Source organism: Amycolatopsis thermalba (assembly GCF_023376025.1).
Lineage (GTDB): Bacteria > Actinomycetota > Actinomycetes > Mycobacteriales > Pseudonocardiaceae > Amycolatopsis_E > Amycolatopsis_E thermalba.
Map to the genome: position 1 here is coordinate 7,243,099 of NZ_CP091196.1, position 20,898 is coordinate 7,263,996.

19 protein-coding genes and 1 pseudogene are annotated in these 20,898 nt (G+C 71.2%); 9 read left to right on the top strand and 11 right to left on the bottom strand.

Translation table 11 applies throughout. The features are described from left to right. Window positions 1–306: 306 nt before the first annotated feature. From L1857_RS35075 to ssd, 7 genes are all read right to left on the bottom strand, one after another. On the bottom strand, window positions 307–669 hold the full coding sequence (locus L1857_RS35075) for an Rv3654c family TadE-like protein (RefSeq protein ID WP_240323122.1): 363 nt from the start codon (window positions 667–669) through the stop codon (window positions 307–309). Between the two features lie 109 nt (window positions 670–778). Then, window positions 779–1,150: a TadE family type IV pilus minor pilin gene (locus L1857_RS35080; protein WP_116110198.1), complete on the bottom strand. Its 372-nt coding sequence runs from the start codon at window positions 1,148–1,150 to the stop codon at window positions 779–781. After that, window positions 1,150–1,473 (bottom strand): DUF4244 domain-containing protein, encoded by a 324-nt coding sequence (locus L1857_RS35880; RefSeq protein WP_420836360.1) that lies wholly within the window; start codon window positions 1,471–1,473, stop codon window positions 1,150–1,152. The genes L1857_RS35080 and L1857_RS35880 overlap by 1 nt, the downstream gene beginning before the upstream one ends. Continuing rightward, window positions 1,416–1,997: a type II secretion system F family protein gene (locus L1857_RS35090; protein ID WP_116110197.1), complete on the bottom strand. Its 582-nt coding sequence runs from the start codon at window positions 1,995–1,997 to the stop codon at window positions 1,416–1,418. Before L1857_RS35090 ends, L1857_RS35880 begins: the two co-directional genes overlap by 58 nt. Window positions 1,998–2,058: 61 nt before the next feature. Continuing rightward, window positions 2,059–2,856, bottom strand: a complete 798-nt coding sequence (locus L1857_RS35095) for a type II secretion system F family protein (RefSeq protein WP_249467332.1) — start codon at window positions 2,854–2,856, stop codon at window positions 2,059–2,061. Further along, window positions 2,850–4,013, bottom strand: coding sequence for a TadA family conjugal transfer-associated ATPase (locus L1857_RS35100; protein ID WP_116110196.1), 1,164 nt, complete (start codon window positions 4,011–4,013; stop codon window positions 2,850–2,852). The genes L1857_RS35095 and L1857_RS35100 overlap by 7 nt, the downstream gene beginning before the upstream one ends. Then, on the bottom strand, window positions 4,010–5,083 hold the full coding sequence (gene ssd, locus L1857_RS35105; RefSeq protein WP_249467335.1) for a septum site-determining protein Ssd: 1,074 nt from the start codon (window positions 5,081–5,083) through the stop codon (window positions 4,010–4,012). The genes L1857_RS35100 and ssd overlap by 4 nt, the downstream gene beginning before the upstream one ends. A 442-nt stretch (window positions 5,084–5,525) precedes the next feature. Between ssd and L1857_RS35110 the strand changes: the two genes are divergently transcribed. The 6 genes and pseudogenes from L1857_RS35110 to L1857_RS35135 all read left to right on the top strand — a co-directional run bounded on the left by L1857_RS35110 (window position 5,526) and on the right by L1857_RS35135 (window position 13,563). After that, window positions 5,526–6,368 (top strand): HAD family hydrolase, encoded by an 843-nt coding sequence (locus L1857_RS35110; protein WP_116110194.1) that lies wholly within the window; start codon window positions 5,526–5,528, stop codon window positions 6,366–6,368. Window positions 6,369–6,872: 504 nt separating this feature from the next. Next, window positions 6,873–8,657, top strand: coding sequence for a glycoside hydrolase family 3 protein (locus tag L1857_RS35115; protein ID WP_167481533.1), 1,785 nt, complete (start codon window positions 6,873–6,875; stop codon window positions 8,655–8,657). Then, window positions 8,654–9,922, top strand: a complete 1,269-nt coding sequence (locus L1857_RS35120; RefSeq protein WP_116110239.1) for an exo-beta-N-acetylmuramidase NamZ family protein — start codon at window positions 8,654–8,656, stop codon at window positions 9,920–9,922. The genes L1857_RS35115 and L1857_RS35120 overlap by 4 nt, the downstream gene beginning before the upstream one ends. 7 nt (window positions 9,923–9,929) lie before the next feature. Further along, window positions 9,930–11,216 (top strand): annotated as a pseudogene (locus tag L1857_RS35125) (serine hydrolase domain-containing protein); the annotation flags it as partial. A 407-nt stretch (window positions 11,217–11,623) separates the two neighbouring features. Beyond that, complete coding sequence (locus L1857_RS35130; protein WP_205413206.1) at window positions 11,624–12,616, top strand: MurR/RpiR family transcriptional regulator; 993 nt, start codon at window positions 11,624–11,626, stop codon at window positions 12,614–12,616. A gap of 23 nt (window positions 12,617–12,639) precedes the next feature. Further along, window positions 12,640–13,563 (top strand): N-acetylmuramic acid 6-phosphate etherase, encoded by a 924-nt coding sequence (locus L1857_RS35135; RefSeq protein ID WP_094005589.1) that lies wholly within the window; start codon window positions 12,640–12,642, stop codon window positions 13,561–13,563. 493 nt (window positions 13,564–14,056) lie between these two features. Here the strand turns inward: L1857_RS35135 and L1857_RS35140 are convergent, their stop codons facing one another. Continuing rightward, the gene (locus tag L1857_RS35140; RefSeq protein ID WP_094005588.1) at window positions 14,057–14,782 is read right to left on the bottom strand and encodes an oxidoreductase; all 726 of its coding nucleotides are present in this window, start codon (window positions 14,780–14,782) and stop codon (window positions 14,057–14,059) included. 97 nt (window positions 14,783–14,879) lie between these two features. Beyond that, window positions 14,880–15,374 (bottom strand): phosphoribosyltransferase, encoded by a 495-nt coding sequence (locus tag L1857_RS35145; protein ID WP_116110191.1) that lies wholly within the window; start codon window positions 15,372–15,374, stop codon window positions 14,880–14,882. A gap of 112 nt (window positions 15,375–15,486) precedes the next feature. Between L1857_RS35145 and L1857_RS35150 the strand changes: the two genes are divergently transcribed. Together L1857_RS35150 and acs are read left to right on the top strand one after the other, a co-directional pair. After that, on the top strand, window positions 15,487–16,065 hold the full coding sequence (locus L1857_RS35150) for a GNAT family N-acetyltransferase (RefSeq protein WP_116110190.1): 579 nt from the start codon (window positions 15,487–15,489) through the stop codon (window positions 16,063–16,065). 110 nt (window positions 16,066–16,175) lie between these two features. Continuing rightward, on the top strand, window positions 16,176–18,143 hold the full coding sequence (gene acs / locus L1857_RS35155) for an acetate--CoA ligase (RefSeq protein WP_116110189.1): 1,968 nt from the start codon (window positions 16,176–16,178) through the stop codon (window positions 18,141–18,143). Between the two features lie 72 nt (window positions 18,144–18,215). Here acs and L1857_RS35160 read toward each other — a convergent pair whose 3' ends face one another. After that, a complete protein-coding gene (locus L1857_RS35160; RefSeq protein ID WP_233157273.1) occupies window positions 18,216–18,995 on the bottom strand; it encodes a choice-of-anchor P family protein in 780 nt (259 codons plus the stop codon). Window positions 18,996–19,094: 99 nt separating this feature from the next. Then, a complete protein-coding gene (locus tag L1857_RS35165) occupies window positions 19,095–19,925 on the bottom strand; it encodes a L,D-transpeptidase (protein ID WP_094005583.1) in 831 nt (276 codons plus the stop codon). A gap of 446 nt (window positions 19,926–20,371) precedes the next feature. Here L1857_RS35165 and L1857_RS35170 point away from each other — a divergent pair, with 446 nt between their 5' ends. Beyond that, on the top strand, window positions 20,372–20,806 hold the full coding sequence (locus L1857_RS35170; protein WP_094005582.1) for a DUF6319 family protein: 435 nt from the start codon (window positions 20,372–20,374) through the stop codon (window positions 20,804–20,806). Window positions 20,807–20,898 lie beyond the last annotated feature (92 nt).

Sequence of the window (20,898 nt, forward strand, 5' to 3'; positions counted from 1 at the left end):
ACGCCCCGTGACCGCTCGGCGCGCGAGGGCGACCGCCCAACCTCCGACGGTGCACCTACCGTTCGGCGCGGAACCGACCGTTCGTCGCAGCGACGCCCACCAAGCCCCCTGCGACGTCCGGCACGAACCGGCCCTTCCGGACCGGGCATGAAGTCACCACGCGGCCCCGCTGGGCCAGCCGGCGGAGGTGATCACGGGTCCGCCCGTCAATGCCGGCCCATGAGCCGCCGCCGTCCAGGCTTGCGCCGCCTGCCCGCCAGGGGCCGAGCACCGGCCCGGCCAGCCGTGTTCCGCAGGAGCCCGACCTCAGGGACCGGCACGGGCCCGCCCCACGGCCGAGCCGAGCCCGGTGTCGACAACCACCTCGACGAGGGCGTCCCACCCCTCGAAGCGGCAACTCACCACCCGAGCCCCCATCCGCTCGGCGACCCAGCGGGCCCGCCCACAGGCGAGGTCGGTCCCGTGCCCGACCTGCCCGGCGGCCGCGAGGGCAGCGAGGTCCGCCGCCCCACCAGCCCGATGCCGGGCAATCGCAGCCGAACCGAGCCCCCACAGCAACCCCGCGACGACCACCAGCGCGGCGATGGCGCAGGCGGCCCAGACGGTCGCCGCGCCCCGGTCGTTCCGTAGCCGGGGTGCGTGGGCCGCGTGTGCCTGCCCAGGCGGCACCCGTACCTCCCTCGGGCAGGGCCATCCGGAAGGCCGGTCCGGGGCAGCACCTCCGCCCCGACTGGTCGTTCTCGTTCGAGGGGTGACCATGCTCGCCGGGTGGATCAGGTCAGGGAGGCGCATCGGCGGCTCCCGGTTCGAGGACGGCGAACGCATTGGCTGTCAGGTGGAGGCCGGGGAGGGGCCCGCCCGCCGGTGCGGCCCGGACTTCCACCGTGATGCTGTCGCCCTCCGTCTTCACCGAGAGCGATGCGCCGGGTGGGGCGATCTGCTCGACCGCCTGCGCGGCCAGCTGCGGTTCGCCCCGGGCGAGGAGGCGTGCGGCCTCCCGGGCGGCATCGGTGCAGCGGAGCTGGTTTGCGATGGCCGTGAAGCCTGCGAGCACCAGTCCGACCACCACGGCCAGGGCGCACAGTGCGATCGCCGCTTCGACGGTCACCGCACCTCGGTCCCCCGGACCGGCTCGGGGACGGGTGGTCATCAGAACTCCGCCGTCAGCGCTTGCTCGACCAATCCCGTCAACGCCGCGACCACCGAGTCGCCGGTGACCACGGAATACAACAACGCACCGAAAGCCGCGGCCGCGATCGTGCCGATCGCGTACTCAGCGGTGCTCATACCGCCGTCATCGGTCACGATCGGGCGGAACCAGCGGCGCCACCACCGAGGGCGAGCCGGGGCGGCGTGGCGGCCGGTGGGCTTGGAGCGGAACAACACGAGAATTCTCCTTTGTCTGTCGTGGACGGTCAGAACACGTTGAGGCGTCCGGCCAGGCCGAGAACCACGGGGACGACCCCGAGGCACACGAAGGCCGGGAGAAAGCAGAGCCCCAGCGGGCCGGCGATCAGCACGCCCGCACGCTGCGCCCGCGCCTCGGCCCGGCCGCCGAGGGAGGCACGGATTCCCCGGGCGAGGCCGGTGGCTGCGTCGGCGAGGGTGGTTCCGCTGCGCGCGGTCCGCTTGGCCGCGCGAGCGAACTCAGCGGTGCCCGGGCAGTCGAGTGCGGGCGCCCACGCCTCGGTCGCGTCGGCGCCGAGTTCGAGCAGACCGGCTGTGGCACGGAGGGCATCTGCTTCCGGACCTGTCACGTCGTCGGTAACGGCGCGCAGTGCGGCAGGCACGGGTTGCCCGGACCGCAGGCACGCGGCGAGCAGGTCCCACGTCGCGGCGAGGTCGAGAGGATCACTCCTCGGCCGGCGCGTGCGGATCCGGGCAGGCGCGCGCGGCGACGGGAAGAGGTGGGCCAGCCGCAGACCGGGGACTGGCCTCCCCGGCAGGGTCAGCAAGGCCGCGCCGAGCAATGCGACCACGACGGCGGCCGTGCTCATCGCCGTGCTCCTCGGCTCGTGAACGGAGGCGGCAGTGCTGCGCCCACAGTGGTAGATGCGCTCATCGCGGTGCTCCTCGTTTTGTGAGGTGGGCGCTCCAGGCGCTGCCCGCGACGATCAGCGCGGCGCCGAGCAGGAGGAGTGCGTTGCCGCTGCTGGTGGCGAACAGGACGTGGACCGGGTGAGTGCCCATTCCCTCGCCGAGCAGCAGGCCGAAACCGGGTAGGGTGGCGAGGACCATCGCGCTCGCGCGGGGGCCGGACATCGCCGCCTCTGCCTGGCTGGTGAACCTCAGCTCCGCGGTGATGTCCTGGCGGGCCGCATCGAGCAGGTCGGCCAGTGGGAGTCCGTGCCGTTGGCTCAGCGACCACGCCCGCACCAGTCGCGCCCGGGCCGCGGACAACGGCTCGACCGTCGGGATCGTGGCCAGCGTTTCCGCGAGGTTCCCGCCGAAGCGCGCGGCACCGGCCACCGCTTCGAGGATCTCCGCGACCGGACGGGGTGCGTCGGCCGCGGCGGACTCGGCGGCCAGTGCGGGCGGGGCGCCGGCCCGGAGGTCCACCACCATCGCGTGCAGCGCCTCGGCCATCGCGCGCCGCATCGCCAGGCCGGACTTCGATCGCCGGCGCGCGTGCCAGTGGCGCCAGCCGGCCCAGCCGAGCAGAGCACCCGTCGCCCACACCATCGGCGGCATGACGAACAGCAGTGGCATCAGCCCGAGCGCGAAAGCTTTCCGCGGCTTCGGCAATCCGCGGCGTCTCACCGACGGTGCGAGCGCGCGCAGCCGGGCGACCGCGCCCCGCACCGGGGGCCAGCACAAGGCGGCCGCCGCCGCGCAGGCCAGAGAGTGCGTCAGCACGGCCCACCTCCGTGCGGCAGCAACGCGGAGAACAGCACCCGCCGCTTGGTCCACCCGCCGTCCTGCCACACCGGAAGCACGCGGACATCTCCGTTGTCGCTCCGGCTCAGCACACCGACCTCGCCCAGCTCCCGTTGTCCCGACGAGGACCGGCGCATGTGCAGCACGACCTGGACCGCGGCGGCGAGCTGGCTGTGCAGAGCCGAGCGGGACAGGCCACCGAGGGCGGCAAGCGCTTCCAGGCGGGCGGGCACCTCCGCCGTCGAGTTGGCGTGCAGCGTTCCGGCACTCCCGTCGTGACCGGTGTTCAACGCGCTGAGAAGTTCGCAGACCTCCTGGCCGCGCACCTCGCCGACCACGAGCCGGTCGGGCCGCATCCGCAGCGCCTGGCGCACCAGGTCCCGCAGGCTGACCTCGCCGGCGCCCTCGACGTTCGGCGGCCGCGCGGTCAACCGCACGAACTGCGGGTGCGCGGGCTGGAGTTCGGCCGCGTCCTCGACGCACACGATCCGTTCGGCCGGGGACACCGCCCCGAGCATCGCCGCGAGCAGGGTGCTCTTGCCCGCGCCGGTGCCACCGGTGACGAGGAAGGCGAGCCGGGCGGCGACCACCGACTCGACCAGTTCCGCGCCCTCGGCCCCGAACGTGCCCAGCTCGCGCAACGCGGCCAGGTCGTGCACAGCGGGACGAAGGATCCGCAGCGACACACACGTCCCGTCCGCCGCGATCGGTGGCAGCACGGCGTGCAGCCGCACCCGGCCGTGCGGTCCGAGGCCCGGGAGCCAGCCGTCGACGTAGGGCTGGGCGTCGTCGAGCCTTCGCCCGGCGGCCAGCGCCAGCCGCTGCGCAAGACGGCGCACTTGCTCCTCGCCGGAGAAGTGGACGTCAACGCTGCGCAAGCCGTCCGAGCCGTCCACCCACACCTCGTGCGGGCCGGTGACCAGCACATCGGTGACGCCGGGCAGGGCGAGCAGCGGTTCCAGTGGACCGGCACCGGCCAGCTCCTGCCGGATCAGCCGCAGGGCGTCGAGCAATTCCGTGTGCCCGACCGGACGTCCGGCCTCGGCGCGGACCGCCTCCGCCACCATCACCGGGTCCGTGCCGGCACCGGCGCCGGCCAGCCGGTGCCGCACCCGTTCGACCAGCTCGGTGTTCATGCCGCCAGCACCTGCTTCGTCTGGGCCTGCGCCAGGATCAGCCGCGCGGTCTCCAGCAGCGCACCACGTGGTCGCGGAGCGAAGTTGCCCCGCTCGATCTCCCGGTCCAGCTGGCGCTCGGCCGCCATGGACGTCAGCAGGGGTAGCCCGACAGCCCCGGCCGCGACGCCCGGCTCGAGGTCGCCCGGCGCCGGTCCGCGCACGACCAGCCGCACACGGCCGGCCGGATCACCCAGCTGCTTCACCACCCGCCGGGCCGCCAGGCAGGCTCGCATCTCCGCCGGGATCACCACGACCACCAGGTCGGCTCGTGCGATGACCGCCAGGCCCGGCCCGTCCAGGTGGCGCGGCAGATCGCACACCACCGTCCGCCCGGCCCGGCGCCCGGCCTCGACCACCGCCGCCACGCCTTGCCCGGTCGGCCCGTCACCGTTGCGGTGGCAGGACAGGAACGGCAACCGCACACCGCGGTACCGGAACTCGGGCAGTGACTTCAGCAGCGCGGGCATCGACAGCCGCCCGGCTCCGGGCCGCAGCTCGGGCCAGCGGAGCCCCTCGGTGTTCTCGGCGCCGAGCAACGCGTCGATGCCGCCGGCCAGCGGATCGCAGTCCACCAGCAGCGCGCCGGGATCGGTGCGGCACGCGGCCAGCGCGGTGGCCGCCGCCAGGACGGACGCCCCGGCACCACCGCGACCGCCGAGCACGCCGATGATCCGCCCGCCCGGTAGCCCCGGCCCGTCGACGACATCGGCGAGCGCCGCGGCCAGCGTCGTCTCGTCCTCCGGCAGCGACACGACATCCTCGACACCGGCGCGGAAAGCGCGTTGCCAGGTGCGGGAATCCGGGGCGCCCTTGGTGACGAGCAGGACGCCCGGACGCCGAGGCAGCTCGACGTCACCGTCGACGGCTTGCTCGTCGACCAGCACCAGCGGCGCGTCCGGCCAGCGCGGCCGGGCGGCGAGCAGGTCGGGTGCGTGCTCGGTGTCGCAGCCCACGGCCGCGGCGACGCGCAGGATTTCGTCGAGCATGACCTCGTCGTGGGCGACGACGAGCGGTCGAGCGTGGTCCATGACGGCCCCCAGGAGTGATCGGTGATTGACCTGACTCCACGGTCGTGCTCGCGCCATGCCGCGACAAGAAGCTCCGGCGCCGCCTGTGGACAACTGGGGTCATGTGGACAACTCGCGCCCGGAACGGCTCGGGCGAGCGGGATCGTCGGTGCGCGGTGGCAGAATCCGCGCGCGCGCGAAGAAAAGGGGCGACCCCCGCCAGGGGGGAGGGGCGGGGGTCGCCGAGGGTTCAGCCCCGGGGGGTTGGACTGAACCGCCGGTGGGAACACCGGATGCGCTCCACTGTAACTCCGCGAACCGGCCCGGAACTCCTCCCGCAGCGCCCACAATTCGGTAACGGCACCGGCAATCGATTTCCCGGGGGGCAACGAATTTCCGACCGGGCGACACCATTGGTGGTCACCTCACCGCCTGCCGGCCGGTCTCCTCCTATCCTGAAGCCGTGGCAGAACCTCCCACCTCGCCGCCGAGCGAACAGCGCGCCGCGACCGGAACCGGTGTCGCGGCCTTCTTCGACCTGGACAAGACGATCATCGCCTCCTCCAGCGCGCTGGCCTTCAGCAAGCCGCTGCTGCGCGAGGGGCTGATCAGCAAACGAGCGGCGCTGAAGAGCGCGTACGCGCAGTTCGTCTTCTCGCTCTCCGGCGCGGACGAGGACCGGACCGAGCGGATGCGCGCCGAGATCTCCGCGTTGTGCGCGGGCTGGGACGTCGCCCAGGTGCGGGCGATCGTCAACGAGACGCTGCACGACATCGTCGACCCGCTCGTCTACGCCGAGGCCGCCGAGCTGATCGCGTGGCACCAGTCGGAGGGCCACGACGTGATCGTGCTGTCCGCCGCCGGCGACGAGGTGGTGACCCCGATCGCGACGATGCTCGGCGCGACCGGCAGCGTCGCGACGAGAATGGCCGTGGTGGACGGCCGCTATTCCGGCGAAATCGCGTTCTACTGCTACGGCGAACAAAAAGCGGTGGCCGCGAAACAATTGGCCGCGGAAAACGGGTACGACCTCGCCGCGTGTTACGCCTATTCCGATTCCAGCACGGACGTCCCGCTGCTGGAGACGGTCGGGAAGCCGCACGCGGTGAACCCGGACCGCCTGCTCCGCCGGACCGCGCTCGAGCGGGGCTGGGCGGTTCTGGAGTTCACCAAGCCGGTGTCGCTGCGGAGCCGCTTCCCCGCGCCGTCACCAGCGACTTTGGCGGTCGGCCTCGGCCTCGGTGCGGTCGCCGCCGCGGGCGTGACCTGGTACGGCCTGACGCGCAAACGCCGTGGGGGAGCATAGAAGTCTAGTCGCTCAGGGTGCCCGCATCACCGGATCGAGCGTCTGTACCGGTGCACCCGTCCAACCCCTTGAAGTGACGGCGGTCACTGGGTAGAAAGTGAAGTGCGGACGTCGTTCGGCCAAGGATGAGACGAAGAGAAGTCTCGTTCCTCCCCGAAGACCTCCGTGCGCGGACTCCGGGCACCCACGCGCAGCGCGCCGCGGGAGGCTTGTCGTCGAGGGACTGCGTACCGGGACGCCGGACGCCGAGTCCACGTAGGTACGACATGAGTTGCAGCTTGGTCACCCGAGCAGTCCGCGCGGGCGGGCGCCGCTAGCGATGTCGCTGCGGCGCCCGCGCATTTTTATGTCCAGGGGATTAGCCCGCCAGAGTGATAGCGGCTGAAAGACACTTTCGGGCTCCTCCGAAAGTAAGGCAGTCGTTGACCAGCTCCGGAGTGACTGAGTAGCTTCCCCCAATGCCGGCTCCATCCGCCGGTGATCATCTTCAGGGGAGGTTTCGCGATGCGCCGGAGGGTTCATGTGCTTGCCGCGATCGTCGTGGGTGTTCTCGGCGTGAGCGCGGTCAGCGCTGCCTCCGCCGCACCCGGCGGGCGGCAGGAGGGCTGGGCCGAGCAGACGCTGCGGCGGATGTCGCTCGAGGAGAAGGTGGGGCAGCTCTTCGTAGCCGACGTCTGGGGCAAGTCCGCGGACCAGGCCGCCGAGGGCAACCGCACGAAGTACGGCGTCGACACGGCCGCGGAGGTCGTCCAGCGCTTCCACCCGGGCGGCGTCATCTACTTCAACAACTCCGGCACCGACAACGTGGATGACCCGGCGCAGGTCGCGCGCTTCTCGAACGGGCTGCAGCGGGCCGCGCTCGCCTCGGGCGCGAAGGTTCCGCTGATCGTCTCGACGGACCAGGAGGGCGGCCGGGTCACGCGCATCGCCGCACCGGCCACGGAGTACCCGTCCAACATGGCCGTGGGTGCCGGACGCAGCGCCGAGGACGCGCGGACGCTGGCCACGGTGAACGGTCACGAGCTGCGGGCGATGGGCATCAACCAGGACTTCGCGCCGGACGCGGACGTCAACTCCAACCCGCTCAACCCGGTCATCGGCACCCGGTCGTTCTCCGCCGATCCGGCGCTGACCAGCGAGCTGGTGGCCGCCGAGGTCGACGGCTACCAGAACTCCGGGCCGGCGACGGAGACCGTCTCGGCGGCGGCCAAGCACTTCCCCGGCCACGGTGACGCGGCCACGGACAGCCACACCGGTCTGCCCGTCATCAACCGGACCGAGGACCAGTGGCGGCAGATCGACCTGCCGCCGTTCCGGGCGGCGATCGACGCGGGGACCGACGTGATCATGTCCGCGCACATCACCGTGCCCAGCCTCGACCCGTCCGGCGAGCCCGCGACGCTGTCCAAGCCGATCATCACCGGGATCCTCCGCGACGAGCTGCACTACGACGGGGTGGTCGCCACCGACTCGCTGCAGATGGCCGGGGTGCGGCAGCTGCACAGCGACGCGGAGATCCCGGTACTGGCCCTGGAGGCCGGGGTCGACCAGATGCTGATGCCGCCGGACCTCGGGCTGGCCGTCAACAGCGTGCTCGACGCGGTCAAGAACGGGCGGCTCACCGAGGAGCGGATCGACCAGAGCGTGCTGCGGATCCTCAAGCTCAAGGACAAGCGCGGCATCGTCGCCAGCCCGCTGGTCAACACACGGGCCGTGAAGCAGGTCGTCGGCAGCGCGGCCAACCGCGACAAGATCCAGGCCCTCACCGACCGCACGACCACGGTGCTCCGCAACGACGCCGGGCTGCTGCCCCTGCGCGATCCCGGTAAGGTCCTGGTCACCGGCTGGAACAACCCGAACTACCCCGGCTACCCGGCGGAACCGGTGCGGGCGCTGGCCGAGCGGCTCGGCGGCACGGCCGTCTCGACGGGCGCCAAGCCGACCGCGGCCAAGATCGCCGATGCGGTCGCGGCGGCCGGCGAAGCGGACACGGTCGTCGTCCTGACCAACGGCCTGCGCAGCGACACCGGCCAGGGTGACCTCGTGCGTGAACTGCTCGCGACCGGGAAACCGGTGGTCGCCGTGAGCATCCAGGAGCCGTACGACCCGGGCTACGCCGACGTACCGACCTGGGTGGCGACGTACGACTGGCGGGATGTGACGATGGCTTCGCTGGCCAAGGTGCTCAAGGGTGAGATCGCACCACAGGGCAAGCTGCCCGTCGACGTACCGGCGGGCGACGACGCCGGCCAGATCCGCTATCCCTTCGGCACAGGACTGACATGGTGAGGCTCAACCGGCGCGGGTTCCTGGTCACCGGCGCCCTCGCGACACCCCTGCTGACCGGCGGGTCCGCCCTCGCGGAACCGGTGCCCGCCATCCCGTCCGGGGCCCGTGGACCGGTGGTCACCGGCGCCGACGCCCTCGCCCGCCAGGGCTGGCGCTCGCTGGCCGGGCGCAAGGTCGGGGTGCTGTCGAACCCGACGGGTGTGCTGGAGAACGGCGATCACGTCGTCGACTCGATGATCGCCGCGGGGGTCCGGCCGGTCGCCGCGTTCGGGCCGGAACACGGGTTCCGCGGCAGCGCCCAAGCCGGCGGCTCGGAGGGCGACTACACCGATCCGCGCACCGGCATCCCGGTGTACGACGCGTACGGCGCGGACGCGGCGAAGCTGGCCGGGATGTTCACCAAGGCCGGCGTGGACACGGTGGTCTTCGACATCGCCGACGTCGGGGCCCGCTTCTACACCTACATCTGGTCCATGTACACGGCGATGGCCGCCGCCGGCCGGACCGGGGCCGCCTTCGTCGTCCTCGACCGGCCGAACCCGATCGGCGGCAAGGCCTACGGCCCGATGCTGCACCCGAAGTTCGCCTCCGGCGTCGGGCTCAAACCGATCGTGCAGCAGCACGGCATGACCGTCGGCGAGCTGGCGAAGTACTTCGCCGCCGAGTTGCTGCCCGCCGAGGGCGTGCGGCTGGCCGACCTGCAGGTGGTGCAGGCCGAGGGCTGGCGCCGGGACACGTTCTTCGCCGGCACCGGGCTGACCTGGACGCCGCCGAGTCCCAACATGCCGACCGCGGACACCGCGCTGGTCTACCCGGGCACGGGCATGTTCGAGGGCACGGTGTTCTCCGAGGGACGCGGCACGACCCGGCCCTTCGAGATCATCGGCGCGCCCGGTATCGACTGGCGGTGGCGGGACGAGCTGACGGCGCTCGGGCTCGCGGGTGTGCGGTTCCGGGAGACCTACTTCGTGCCGACGTTCAGCAAGTTCGTGAACCAGACCTGCGGCGGGGTGCAGCTGACGGTCACCGACCCGGCCGCGTTCGACGCCATCCGCACCGGGGTCGCCATGCTGGTGACGGCCAAGAAGCTGCACCCGGACATCTTCGCCTGGCGCGCGGACAACGGGATCGACAAGCTGACCGGCTCCGACCGGGTGCGGACGATGGTCGACCGCGGCGCCGGTGTGGACGAGATCGTCGGGTCGTGGCAGGCCGAGCTCGACGAGTTCACCGCCCGCCGCCGGCCCCATCTGCTCTACTGGTGAGGCCGGCATGCGAACGGGCAAACTACTGGTCGCGGCGGTGCTGACCGTTTCCGCCCTGACCGTTCCCGGAGCGAGTACCACCATCACCGAGCAGGCCTACACCGGGCGGATCGACCGCCCGCAGTACGAGTTCGCACCGCCCGACACGGTGCTGCGTCCGGGGCTGCCCGGCGACGTCGGGCTCGATTCCGGGCCCCTGCGGGCCGCCGAGCAGTTCCTGGCCGACTGGACCAAGCCGGACCCGGCCACCGGACACCCGCACTTCTCCGGCGCGGCCGGGATCCTCGGGCACAACGGGGTGGTCGTCGCCGAGACCGCGGCCGGCGGGGCGCTCCGGTACGCCGACGCCGCGGGCACGGAGCTGCCGCCCGAACAGCAGGTCCCGATGCGCGCCGACACGATCTTCGACATGGCCTCGATCACGAAGCTGTTCACCTCGCTCGCGGTGATGCAGCTCGTCGAGGACGGCAAGGTCGCGCTGGACCGGCCGGTCGCCGAGTACCTGCCCGAGTTCGCGGCGAACGGCAAAGAGTCCGTTACCGTGCGGCAGCTTCTCACCCACACCTCGGGCTTGGCGGCCGACCCGCGCCCGTCGCTGTGGCAGGGCTACCCGGACATCCCGTCCCGGCGGAAGGCCGTGCTCGACAGCCCGCTGAAGAACCAGCCAGGGTCGACGTACCTCTACTCGGACATCAACCTGATGACGCTCGGTTTCCTCGTCGAGCGGATCAGCGGGCAGCCGCTCGACGCCGTGGTGCGGGACCGGATCACACAGCCGCTCGGGATGACCGATACGACGTTCAACCCGCCCGCCGAGAAGCTCGACCGGATCGCGGCCACCGAGTTCCAGGCGGATCCGCCGCGGGGCGTGGTCCGTGGCCAGGTCCACGACGAGAACGCGTGGGCGCTCGGCGGAGTCTCCGGTCACGCCGGCATCTTCTCGACGGCGCCGGACATGGCGGTGCTCGCGCAGGCCATCCTCAACGGCGGCGCCTACCGCGGCGCCCGGATCCTGCGCCCGGAAACGGTGCGGGACATGCTGACCGACTACAACCAGGCGTTCCCCGGTCACGCTCACGGCCTCGGGTTCGAGCTGGACCAGCGGTTCTACATGGGTGCGCTGTCCTCGCCCACCACCGCGGGCCACACCGGCTTCACCGGCACGTCGCTGGTCATCGACCCGGTGTCGCGGTCGTTCGCCATCCTGCTGACCAACCGCGTTCACCCGACGCGGAACTGGGGTTCGATCAACCCGGCCCGAGAGAAGTGGGCGAGCGCGCTGGCCGAAGCGATGTAGCGCCGGCTGTAGGGAGATTTACCCGCGGCCGGACAGGTGATCTTCCGGCCGGCGACGCGCCACGCATAGCCGAGCGGTGGGCGAGTAACCAGCACGAACGAATTTCGGACACCAGCGTCCGTCACGCAGAGCTACCTATCGGCTGCTCCATTGGTAGTGAAAGTGGCCAGACTCGCGTCATACCATCGAGGCGGGCAAGTCCCTATCACTGAGACGCGAGCGGGAGCCACCGACGATCGCCGGCTGTTTCGGGAACCACAGGAAGTTGCCAAGTCGTTAACTTGATGACGTTAACAACCACGACGTAGTTGGCGACTTTCCGGGCAACTGAGTCACCGCAGCTCGGCCGTGCAGGGGCGGACGAGTTGCGATCATCCCTAAGGATGTGGGTAACCTTGTCTCAAATGCCTACGGTTAGTAACTTTCCCACGGATCTGGATACCGATTCCGTAACCGAGCGGGCACCGAACGAGATCGGTTCGGCCGCTCGCGAGTCCGAAACCAGTCCTCTGGTCCGGATCCGTTCGCTGCTGCCCGGCCTGGCCCGAGCTGAACAGCGCGTAGCCAAGGTCGTCCTCGATGACCCGTCCGCAGTAGCGCGCCGCTCGATCACCGAGGTCGCCCTGGCCGCAAGCACCAGCGAGACCACGGTGACCCGGTTCTGCAAGGCCGTGGGCGTAGGCGGATACCCGCAGCTGCGCATCGCGCTGGCCGCTGACACCGCCCGCTCCGAGGCGCGGTCCACCCGCAACCTGGGTGGCGAGATCGCCGTGGACGACGACCTGGCCGCGGTGGTGGGCAAGGTCAGCTTCGCCGACGCGCGCGCCGTCGAGGAAACCGCTGAGCAGCTCGACATCGCGACCCTGCAGCGCGTGATCGACCTGCTCGCCGACGCCGGCCGGACCGACGTCTACGGCGTGGGCGCGAGCGCTTTCGTCGCCGCCGACCTGCAGCAGAAGCTGCACCGCATCGGCCGCGTGTGCTTCGCCTGGTCGGACACCCACATCATGCTGACCTCGGCCGCGGTGCTGGGCGCCGGCGACGTCGCCATCGGCGTCTCGCACACCGGCGCGACCACCGACACCGTCGAGGCGCTGCGGGTGGCCCGCGAGCACGGCGCGACCACCGTGGCGCTGACCAACTTCCCGCGCTCGCCCATCACCGAGGTCGCCGACTACGTCCTGACCACCGCCGCCCGCGAGACGACCTTCCGCTCGGGCGCGACGGCGAGCCGGATCGCCCAGCTCACGGTCATCGACTGCCTGTTCATCGGGGTTGCCCAGCGCCACATGGACAGCGCGTCCGCCGCGCTGGAAGCCACTCGCGACGCCGTCGGCGGCCACCGCCTCGGCGTGCGACCGGACGGCCGGAGGCGTCCGCGAGAGACCGGAAAGTGAGCACGAAGGAAACGGTGAGACGCATGATGACGGTGCCCAGTCAGGTGGTCCACGTCGATTCCCCGACCGAGCAGCGCAACCCCCGCACCACCGAGATCGACCGGATGTCGACGCTCGGCATCCTGACCACGATCAACGACGAGGACCGCCGGGTCCCCGACGCGGTCGCCAAGGTCCTGCCCCAGCTGGCGGACGCGGTCGATCTCGCGGTGGAGGCGTTGCGCACCGGCCATCGTGTGCACTACGTCGGCGCGGGCACGTCCGGCCGGCTGGCGACGCTGGATGCCGCTGAGCTGGTGCCGACGTTCAACGTGCCTGCCGACTGGTTCGTCGCGCACCACGCGGGCGGCGACCGGGCGCTGCGCGAGGCGGTCGAAAACGCCGAGGACGACGCTGCGGCGGGCGCCGCGGAAATGGCGGCTTCGGTCCGGGCGGGCGACTTCGTGCTGGGCCTGACCGCGTCCGGTCGCACCCCGTTCGTGCTGGGCGCGCTGCAGGCGGCCGGGCGGCTCGGCGCGTCGACCGGGCTGGTGTCGGGCAACGCGCGTGCGGTGCGGCCGGCCGGGGTCGACGTGTTCATCGCGGTGGACACCGGGCCGGAGGTCATCGCGGGGTCGACGCGGATGAAGGCGGGCTCGGCGCAGAAGATCCTGCTGACCGCGTTCTCCACGGCCACGATGATCAAGCTCGGCCGGACGTACTCGAACCTGATGGTCAGCCTGCGGGCGACCAACGCGAAGCTGCGCGGCCGGACCCTGCGGATCCTGATGGAGGCGACGGGCGCGGACGAGCGGGAGGCCGCCGAAGCCCTCGCCGAGGCCGACGGTGACCTGAAGGTCGCGCTGGTGCACCTGCTGTGCGGTGTCGACGCGGCGACGGCGGCCGCGATGCTGGCCGCGAACGGCGGGCACGTGCGGGAGGCGCTGCTCGCCTGCGCGACGACCTGAGGTCGCGCGGTCCCGGGGAGGTGCGCTGGGAGCGTCGCACGTCCCCGGAATCACGCGACTGCGCCCGTGGGTGAGGCTGGCTGGGGCGTGGCCGGCAGCTGTTCGGCCACGCGTGCCGGCTCCGTGGATCGGCCAGTGCCGATGGCCTGCGGCATTGCGGGGGCCGGTGGGCCGCGGAACAGCAGCCTCCGCCGGTGGGCAGCCACCGGCACCGGCTCGCGCACGGCGCGGCAGAGACGTCGGCAGCCCGCGGCCAGGACACCCTGGACAGGCCGGCGGCCAACCGCGCGCACCGAGCAGGCCGGCGCCTCTACAGTCACAGCCAGATCAGCCGACATCTGGGGCAGGCCAACGGCCCCGGCCCGCGCACCGAACAGCCCACCACCCCGGAAACCACCGCCAGGCAAGCCACCAGCCGGGGCGGGCCGACGACCAGCCAACCGCCCCGGTCCCCGCGTCGAACAGCCCGCCGCCGCGGCAACCGCGGTCAGGGTCAGCCGGCGGCGTCGGCGATGCTCTTGGCCTCTCGGGCGCCTGCTTCGAGCGCTTCGCAGCTGAAGAGGAGCCACTCGCGGACTCCGGTGGGCCTTCCGGTCGCGAAGGCGGCCGCCGCCTCCTCGTACCGGGCCGCTCGGCGGAAGAACGCCACCTCGGGCACGCTCAGGCCCTTCGGGTCGACGCCGGTCGCCGTCATGGTCAGGCGGGCGGCGGCGCGGGCCAGCACGCCGTCCGCCGTGCCGAACGGGCGCAGGCTCAGCAACTCACCGTGCACGACGGCCGTCAGCACCGCGCCCGGCACCGATGTCACGCCCGTGACCAGCTGCGTCAGCAGGTCCAGGCGGGCCCCGGCAGCCGGACCGGGACGGCCCAGCGCGTTCTGGTCGCCCACCAGATCAGCGGCCGCCAGGACGTGCATCCGCGCCAGTGCCTGTCGCGGGGCGCGGCGCCACGTCGGCAGCAGCGACTCACTCGCCGAGGCGACCCGCAGCGCGCCCGCCAGGATCGGGTCCTTCACCTCGGCGTCCGCCGGGATCTCCGGGTCCGCGCCGTCCAGCGCGGCGGACGCGCGGGCGGCCCGGACGGACGCCTCGGCCGCCGTGGCGGAGCCGCCGCGCAGGTTCACCGGGAGCCGGTGCACCGCGAAGACCGCGTCCTGCGCCTTCTTCGCCGCTTCGGCCACGCCCTCCAGCTCGAGCAGGGGCGCCAGTGGGTCGCTCATGCCGCCGGCACCTCCCGCGCCACCTCGGCGGCACCATCCAGCCCCGGCACCACACGACCAGCATCCGCCGCCCCGGCGACACCATCCAACCGGCCACTCACGCGTCCAGCACCTGCCCCTCGCGGCGGATTACCGGTGGCTGTTTCGACCAGGCGAAGTTGATCCACCGGTCCGTGCGGCGCCACACGTACTCGCACTTCACCTCTGACCAGGGCTTTTCGTACACCACCGCGCAGCGCACGTCCGCGACGTGGTCGGCGCAGAAGTCGCGCACCAGCTTGAGCGTCGCGCCCGTGTCGGCGACGTCGTCGGCCACCAGGACCTTCGCGCCGGTCAGGTCCACGGCGTTGGGCACCGGCGGCAGCATCACCGGCAGCTCCAGCCGCTCGCCGACGCCGGTGTAGAACTCGACGTTCATGACGTGCAGGTTCTTCACGTCGAGCGCGTAGCCGAGCGCGCCGGCGACGAACAGCCCACCGCGGGCGATGGACAGGACCACGTCCGGCTCGTAACCGCTGTCCGCGACCTGCTGGGCGAGCTCCCGGCTGGCCGAACCGAACAACTCCCAGGTGAGCTCTTCCCGCTCAGCCACTCGGACCTCCTTCGACGCGTACCGGGAGCATATGAGGCGACCGAGTGGACCTTGAAAGCAAGCCAGCACTGGCACTAGCAGACGTCCAATCGGGAGACGTAGCGTCCCCGGCATGACCTGGCATGACCGGCCCGCCCTGCACGGCAAGCACGTCCACCTCGAACCGCTCGGCCCGGAACACGCCGAGGGCCTGCACGAAGCCGGTCGCGACCCCGAGGTCTGGCGCTGGCTCAGCCTCCGCCAACCCGTCACCCTCGACGCCACCAAGGCCATGATCGACGACATCCTCGCCGAGCCCGGCCGCCTCGCCTGGGCCCAGGTCGATGCCACGACCGGCCGCGTCGCCGGCACGACCTCCTACTACGAGATCGTCCCGCGCCACCGCGCCCTCGCCATCGGCTACACCTGGATCGGCAGGCCGTGGCAACGCACGGCGCTGAACACCGAAGCCAAACTCCTGCTGCTGGAACGCGCTTTCAACGTGCTCGGCGCGCAGCGGGTCACCTGGCACACCGACCACCGCAACGAGCAGTCACAGCGCGCCATCGAACGGCTCGGCGCCAGCCGGGAGGGCGTGTTGCGCGCGCACCGCATCCGCCCGGACGGCAGCCGCCGCGACACGGTCGTCTACTCACTGCTCGCGGAGGAGTGGCCCACGACACAGCGGAAACTGCTCGATCGCGTGCGGTGACGGCCACGAGACCTGCCGTGAGGTGCTGCGCTCTTTCGTCACGGGGGCTAACGTCGCTACCGTGCATCCGGCGTCAGCCAGAGATGAGTGACTTCAGGAGGCCGTGCACCATGACAGAGCAGTCCCCCGCGCTGGACAACCTGCTCACCGAGAACCGGACGTTCCCCCCGGGCGACGAGTTCGCGGCGCAGGCCAACGCGAAGGCCGATTGGTACGAGAAGGCGGACGCCGACCGCGAAGCGTTCTGGGCCGAGCAGGCGGAGCGGCTGCACTGGGACACCAAGTGGTCACAGGTACTGGACTGGTCGAACGCGCCCTTCGCGAAGTGGTTCGTCGGCGGCAAGCTCAACGTGGCCTACAACTGCGTCGACCGGCACGTCGAGTCCGGGCACGGTGAGCAGGTCGCCATCCACTGGGTCGGCGAGCCGGGCGACACCCGCGACATCACCTACGCCCAGCTGAAGGACGAGGTCTCGAAGGCCGCCAACGCGCTGGCCTCCCTCGGCGTCACCTCCGGCGACCGGGTCGCGATCCAGCTGCCGATGATCCCCGAGGCGATCGTCTCGATGCTGGCCTGCGCGCGGCTGGGCGCGATGCACTCCGTGGTCTTCGGCGGGTTCTCCCCGGCCGCGCTGCGCTCGCGCGTGGACGACGCCGAAGCCAAGGTCGTGATCACCTCCGACGGGCAGTACCGCCGCGGCAAGGCCGCCCCGATGAAGACCAACGTGGACGAGGCCCTCGACGGCGCCCAGTCGGTCAAGAAGGTCATCGTCGTGCGCCGCACCGGCGAAGACGTTCCCATGAGCGAGCGGGACGTGTGGTGGCACGACCTGGTCGACGGCCAGTCCGCCGAGCACACCCCGGAGGCCTTCGACTCCGAACACCCGCTGTTCATCCTCTACACCAGCGGTACCACCGGGAAGCCCAAGGGCATCCTGCACACCTCCGGCGGCTACCTGACCCAGGTCGCCTACACCCACCACGTCGTCTTCGACCACAAGCCGGGCGAGGACGTCTACTGGTGCACCGCCGACATCGGCTGGGTCACCGGCCACTCCTACATCGTCTACGGCCCGCTGGCCAACCGCGCGACCCAGGTGGTCTACGAGGGCACCCCGAACACCCCGCACGAGGGCAGGCACTGGGAGATCATCCAGAACCACAAGGTCTCCATCTACTACACCGCGCCCACGCTGATCCGCACGTTCATGAAGTGGGGCGAGGACATCCCGGCGAAGTACGACCTGTCCAGCCTCCGCGTGCTGGGCAGCGTCGGCGAGCCGATCAACCCCGAGGCGTGGATGTGGTACCGCGAGCACATCGGCGCGAGCAAGGCGCCCATCGTGGACACCTGGTGGCAGACCGAGACCGGCGCGATCATGATCTCCCCGCTGCCGGGCGTCACCTCGACCAAGCCCGGCTCGGCGCAGCGCCCGCTGCCCGGCATCTCGGCGAAGGTCGTGGACGACACCGCGACCGAGGTCGGCAAGGGCGGCGGCGGTTACCTGGTGCTGGACAAGCCGTGGCCGTCGATGCTGCGCGGCATCTGGGGCGACGACGAGCGTTTCCGCGACACCTACTGGTCGCGGTTCGCCGACCAGGGCTACTACTTCGCCGGTGACGGCGCCAAGTACGACAGCGACGGTGACATCTGGCTGCTCGGCCGGGTCGACGACGTCATGAACGTCTCCGGTCACCGCATCTCCACCACCGAGGTCGAGTCGGCGCTGGTCTCGCACCCGACCGTGGCCGAGGCGGCGGTGGTCGGCGCGTCCGACCCGACGACCGGGCAGGGCATCGTCGCGTTCGTGATCCTGCGCGGCTCGGCCGCCGAGGGCGGGGACGAGGCCGTGCAGGAGCTGCGCAACCACGTCGCCAAGGAGATCGGCCCGATCGCCAAGCCGCGGCAGATCATGGTCGTGCCCGAGCTGCCGAAGACCCGCTCCGGCAAGATCATGCGGCGCCTGCTGCGGGACGTGGCCGAGAACCGCCAGATCGGCGACGTCACCACGCTGGCCGACTCCAGCGTGATGGAGCTGATCTCCAGCGGCCTGCAGTCCGGCAAGTCGGAGGACTGACGCATAAACAAAGGGGCCTGCACCGGTTGCCGGTGCAGGCCCCTTGTCGTGGGAACCCGAGGAAGAGCCGGATCAGCCGGTGACGTCCAGGTGGGCCTTCACCGGGGTCGGCCGCGGGGCCTTGCCGTTGGCGTCGGGCTTGTCGCCCGCACCCGAGCCGGCGCCGCCACCGGAGCTGGTCTTCGTCGAGGTCGGGGTGCTGGTGCCCGGCTTCGAGGTGCTGGTCTTGGTCGGCGCGGTGGTCGGGGTCTCGCCGCCGTTGTCGTCGTCGCCCGGCGCGCAGGTGACCGACGCGATGTCCAGCGTCTGCAGGTTGTCGATCTTGATCGAGATCGCGGTGACGGTGATCGAGCCGTCGTCCTTCTTGGTCTGCTTGTTCAGCACGACCGAGAGCAGGCCCGGCACGGCGACCGTGGTGTTGGTCGGCGCGTTGACGTCGAGGGTGACGTCACCGAGCTTCGCCTTGGCGAGCGAGGAGTTGCCCTTGCCGGCCTCGCACTCCGCCTCGATGGCGGTCGCGGTCAGCAGCGGCTTGCCGACGCCGAGACCGACGTTGACGTCGGCGACGCTGGCGCGCGCCTGGCCGGCACCGGCCGACGCGTTGAGCAGCTTCACCTGCGCCAGGCCCGGCACGTTCAGCGTGGCGAGCGACTTCTGCTCGAAGCCCTTCTCGTCGGTGACGTACGGGCTGGGGTCGATGCCGAGGAGGCCCTTGGCGGCGATCGCGTAGGCGGAGTTGACGCCGTCCGCGGTGGTGGTGGTCGCCCCAGCGGCGGGCGCGAGCAGCACCGAGGTGGCGAGCGCGGTCGCGAGCACGCCGACGCCGCCGGCCACAGCCTTCTTTCTGGACAAGGAATTCCCTTTCGTGAAATGGAAATGCGGGATGAATTCGCCGGTGGCCCCCCGTGACGCATTCCGGCCACCGGCGAGGTGGCGAAGAAGCTCAGGCCGTCACGTGATGTTCACGATCGTGCCGAGCGGCAGTTTGACCAGTTCGTCGAGCGCCTCCGAGGGGACCCGGATGCAGCCGTCACTGTTCGCCTGGCCGGCGAAGCTGTTGTTGGGCCAGGTGTGCAGGCCCACCGTGCCCGGGCCGCCGCCGAAGGTCTCCAGCGAATCGGAGTGGTAGCTCAGCGGCAGGACGATCGGGCTGTAGGTGTTCTTCGTTTCCTCGATCGAGGCGATGATGTAAGCACGCCCCGCCGGGGTCGGGTGTTCGGGCTTGCCGATGCCGATCGTCCACTTGCCGATCGACTTGCCGCTCTCCAGGATCTCCAGGCTGAACGCCGCACGGTCCACGTTGACCACGTAGTCGTTCTGGGCGGATTCGGCGGCGCCGTCGCTGAGGTGGACCCAGCCGGACGCGGCGTTGGGCCGGGTGGGCAGCAGGATCTGCGCCCAGTCGCCCTGCTCCGCGATCACCGGTACCCAGGTCGGCGATCCCATTTGGATGGACGGCAGCTTCGCGATCGCTTTGCCGCCAACGGAGTCGTACACGACCATGTCGGCCTTGGGGTGGATTACGCGGCCCGCCGTCGCGCCGCCGGAGGGCTGCGGGTCGAGCGGGGCGTTCGCGACCGTGGCGAACGTGGTCGCCTCCGGCAGCTGGGTCAGATCTTCCTGGCTCACGGCGGCCGGCTTCACGCCGCCCTCGTCGCCACTGGAGCAAGCTCCGGTCAGCAGAGCCAGGGTCGAGACTCCGGCCACGGCGAGGAGCCGGACCGGGAGCCGGCCGCGGCGCGCAGATCCGTTCTGCACGCGCGAGCTGCACGTCATGGGCATTACCACAATCCTTGAGGACCTACATCGGACAAGAATTCACCAAGGCGGTCTCCCCCGAAGACATGCGGCACCGCAACTGCGCCTTGGGCCTTATTGCTATCAGGACCCCCCTAGGTGATCAAACCTCCGGGTGACGGGGGCGAACTAGGGAGAGCAGGGCAAATGTTGCGTTTGCCGAGGTCGCGCGAAAAACGAGATACACCCGATCGGGTAGAGATACGTAACGCCCACGTCAGCAAGCCCCTATCGAGCGACATCGCTTCCTCACCCTGCTGGGTGAGGATCGCAGAGTATCGACACCCGTTGCGGCGCGACGCCCCGGGGTACCCCGGCGCAGGCAGCGCGGGACAATCCAGGGGCACGACCCCAGCGAGCGGCTATCGAACGCCTGTTCTACAATTCGGGCCGACGTAGCCGGACCCCACGAGAGGGAGACCGCAGCACCGATGAGCTTGGACACCACGACCACCCCGCAGGAGCAGGAAACTCCCGTCGCGCCGGCTCCGGTCGCGGACGACTCCGCGGCCGCTCCCGCTCCCGCCTCCGCGTCCACCGAGACGGAGGAGGCCAAGCCCAAGCGCGGCCGCCCGAAGGGCACCGCGGCGAAGAAGACCCGCACCGTCGAGCTCACGCTCACCGTCACCGGCACCGCCGACGGCGAGTGGCAGGCCGAGCTCAAGCACGGCTCCAAGTGGGTCGCACAGGGACTGAAGATCCCGGCCTCGGCCGTGTCCCGCGCGGCCAAGGAACTGCACGAGGACCTGTCCATCCCGATCGACGAGGTGATCAACGCCGCCGTCGAGCAGCAGAAGGCCAAGGTCGCCGCGCTCGAGGCCGAGCTGGAGCAGGCCAAGCAGGCACTGGCCGAACTCGACGGCTGACCTCGGCCGTTCCCGCGGTCGCCCGCGGCGACCAGGACTCGCCGGGGCGGATGTCATCGATCAGGCATCCGCCCCGGCGTTCTTTTCGGTCC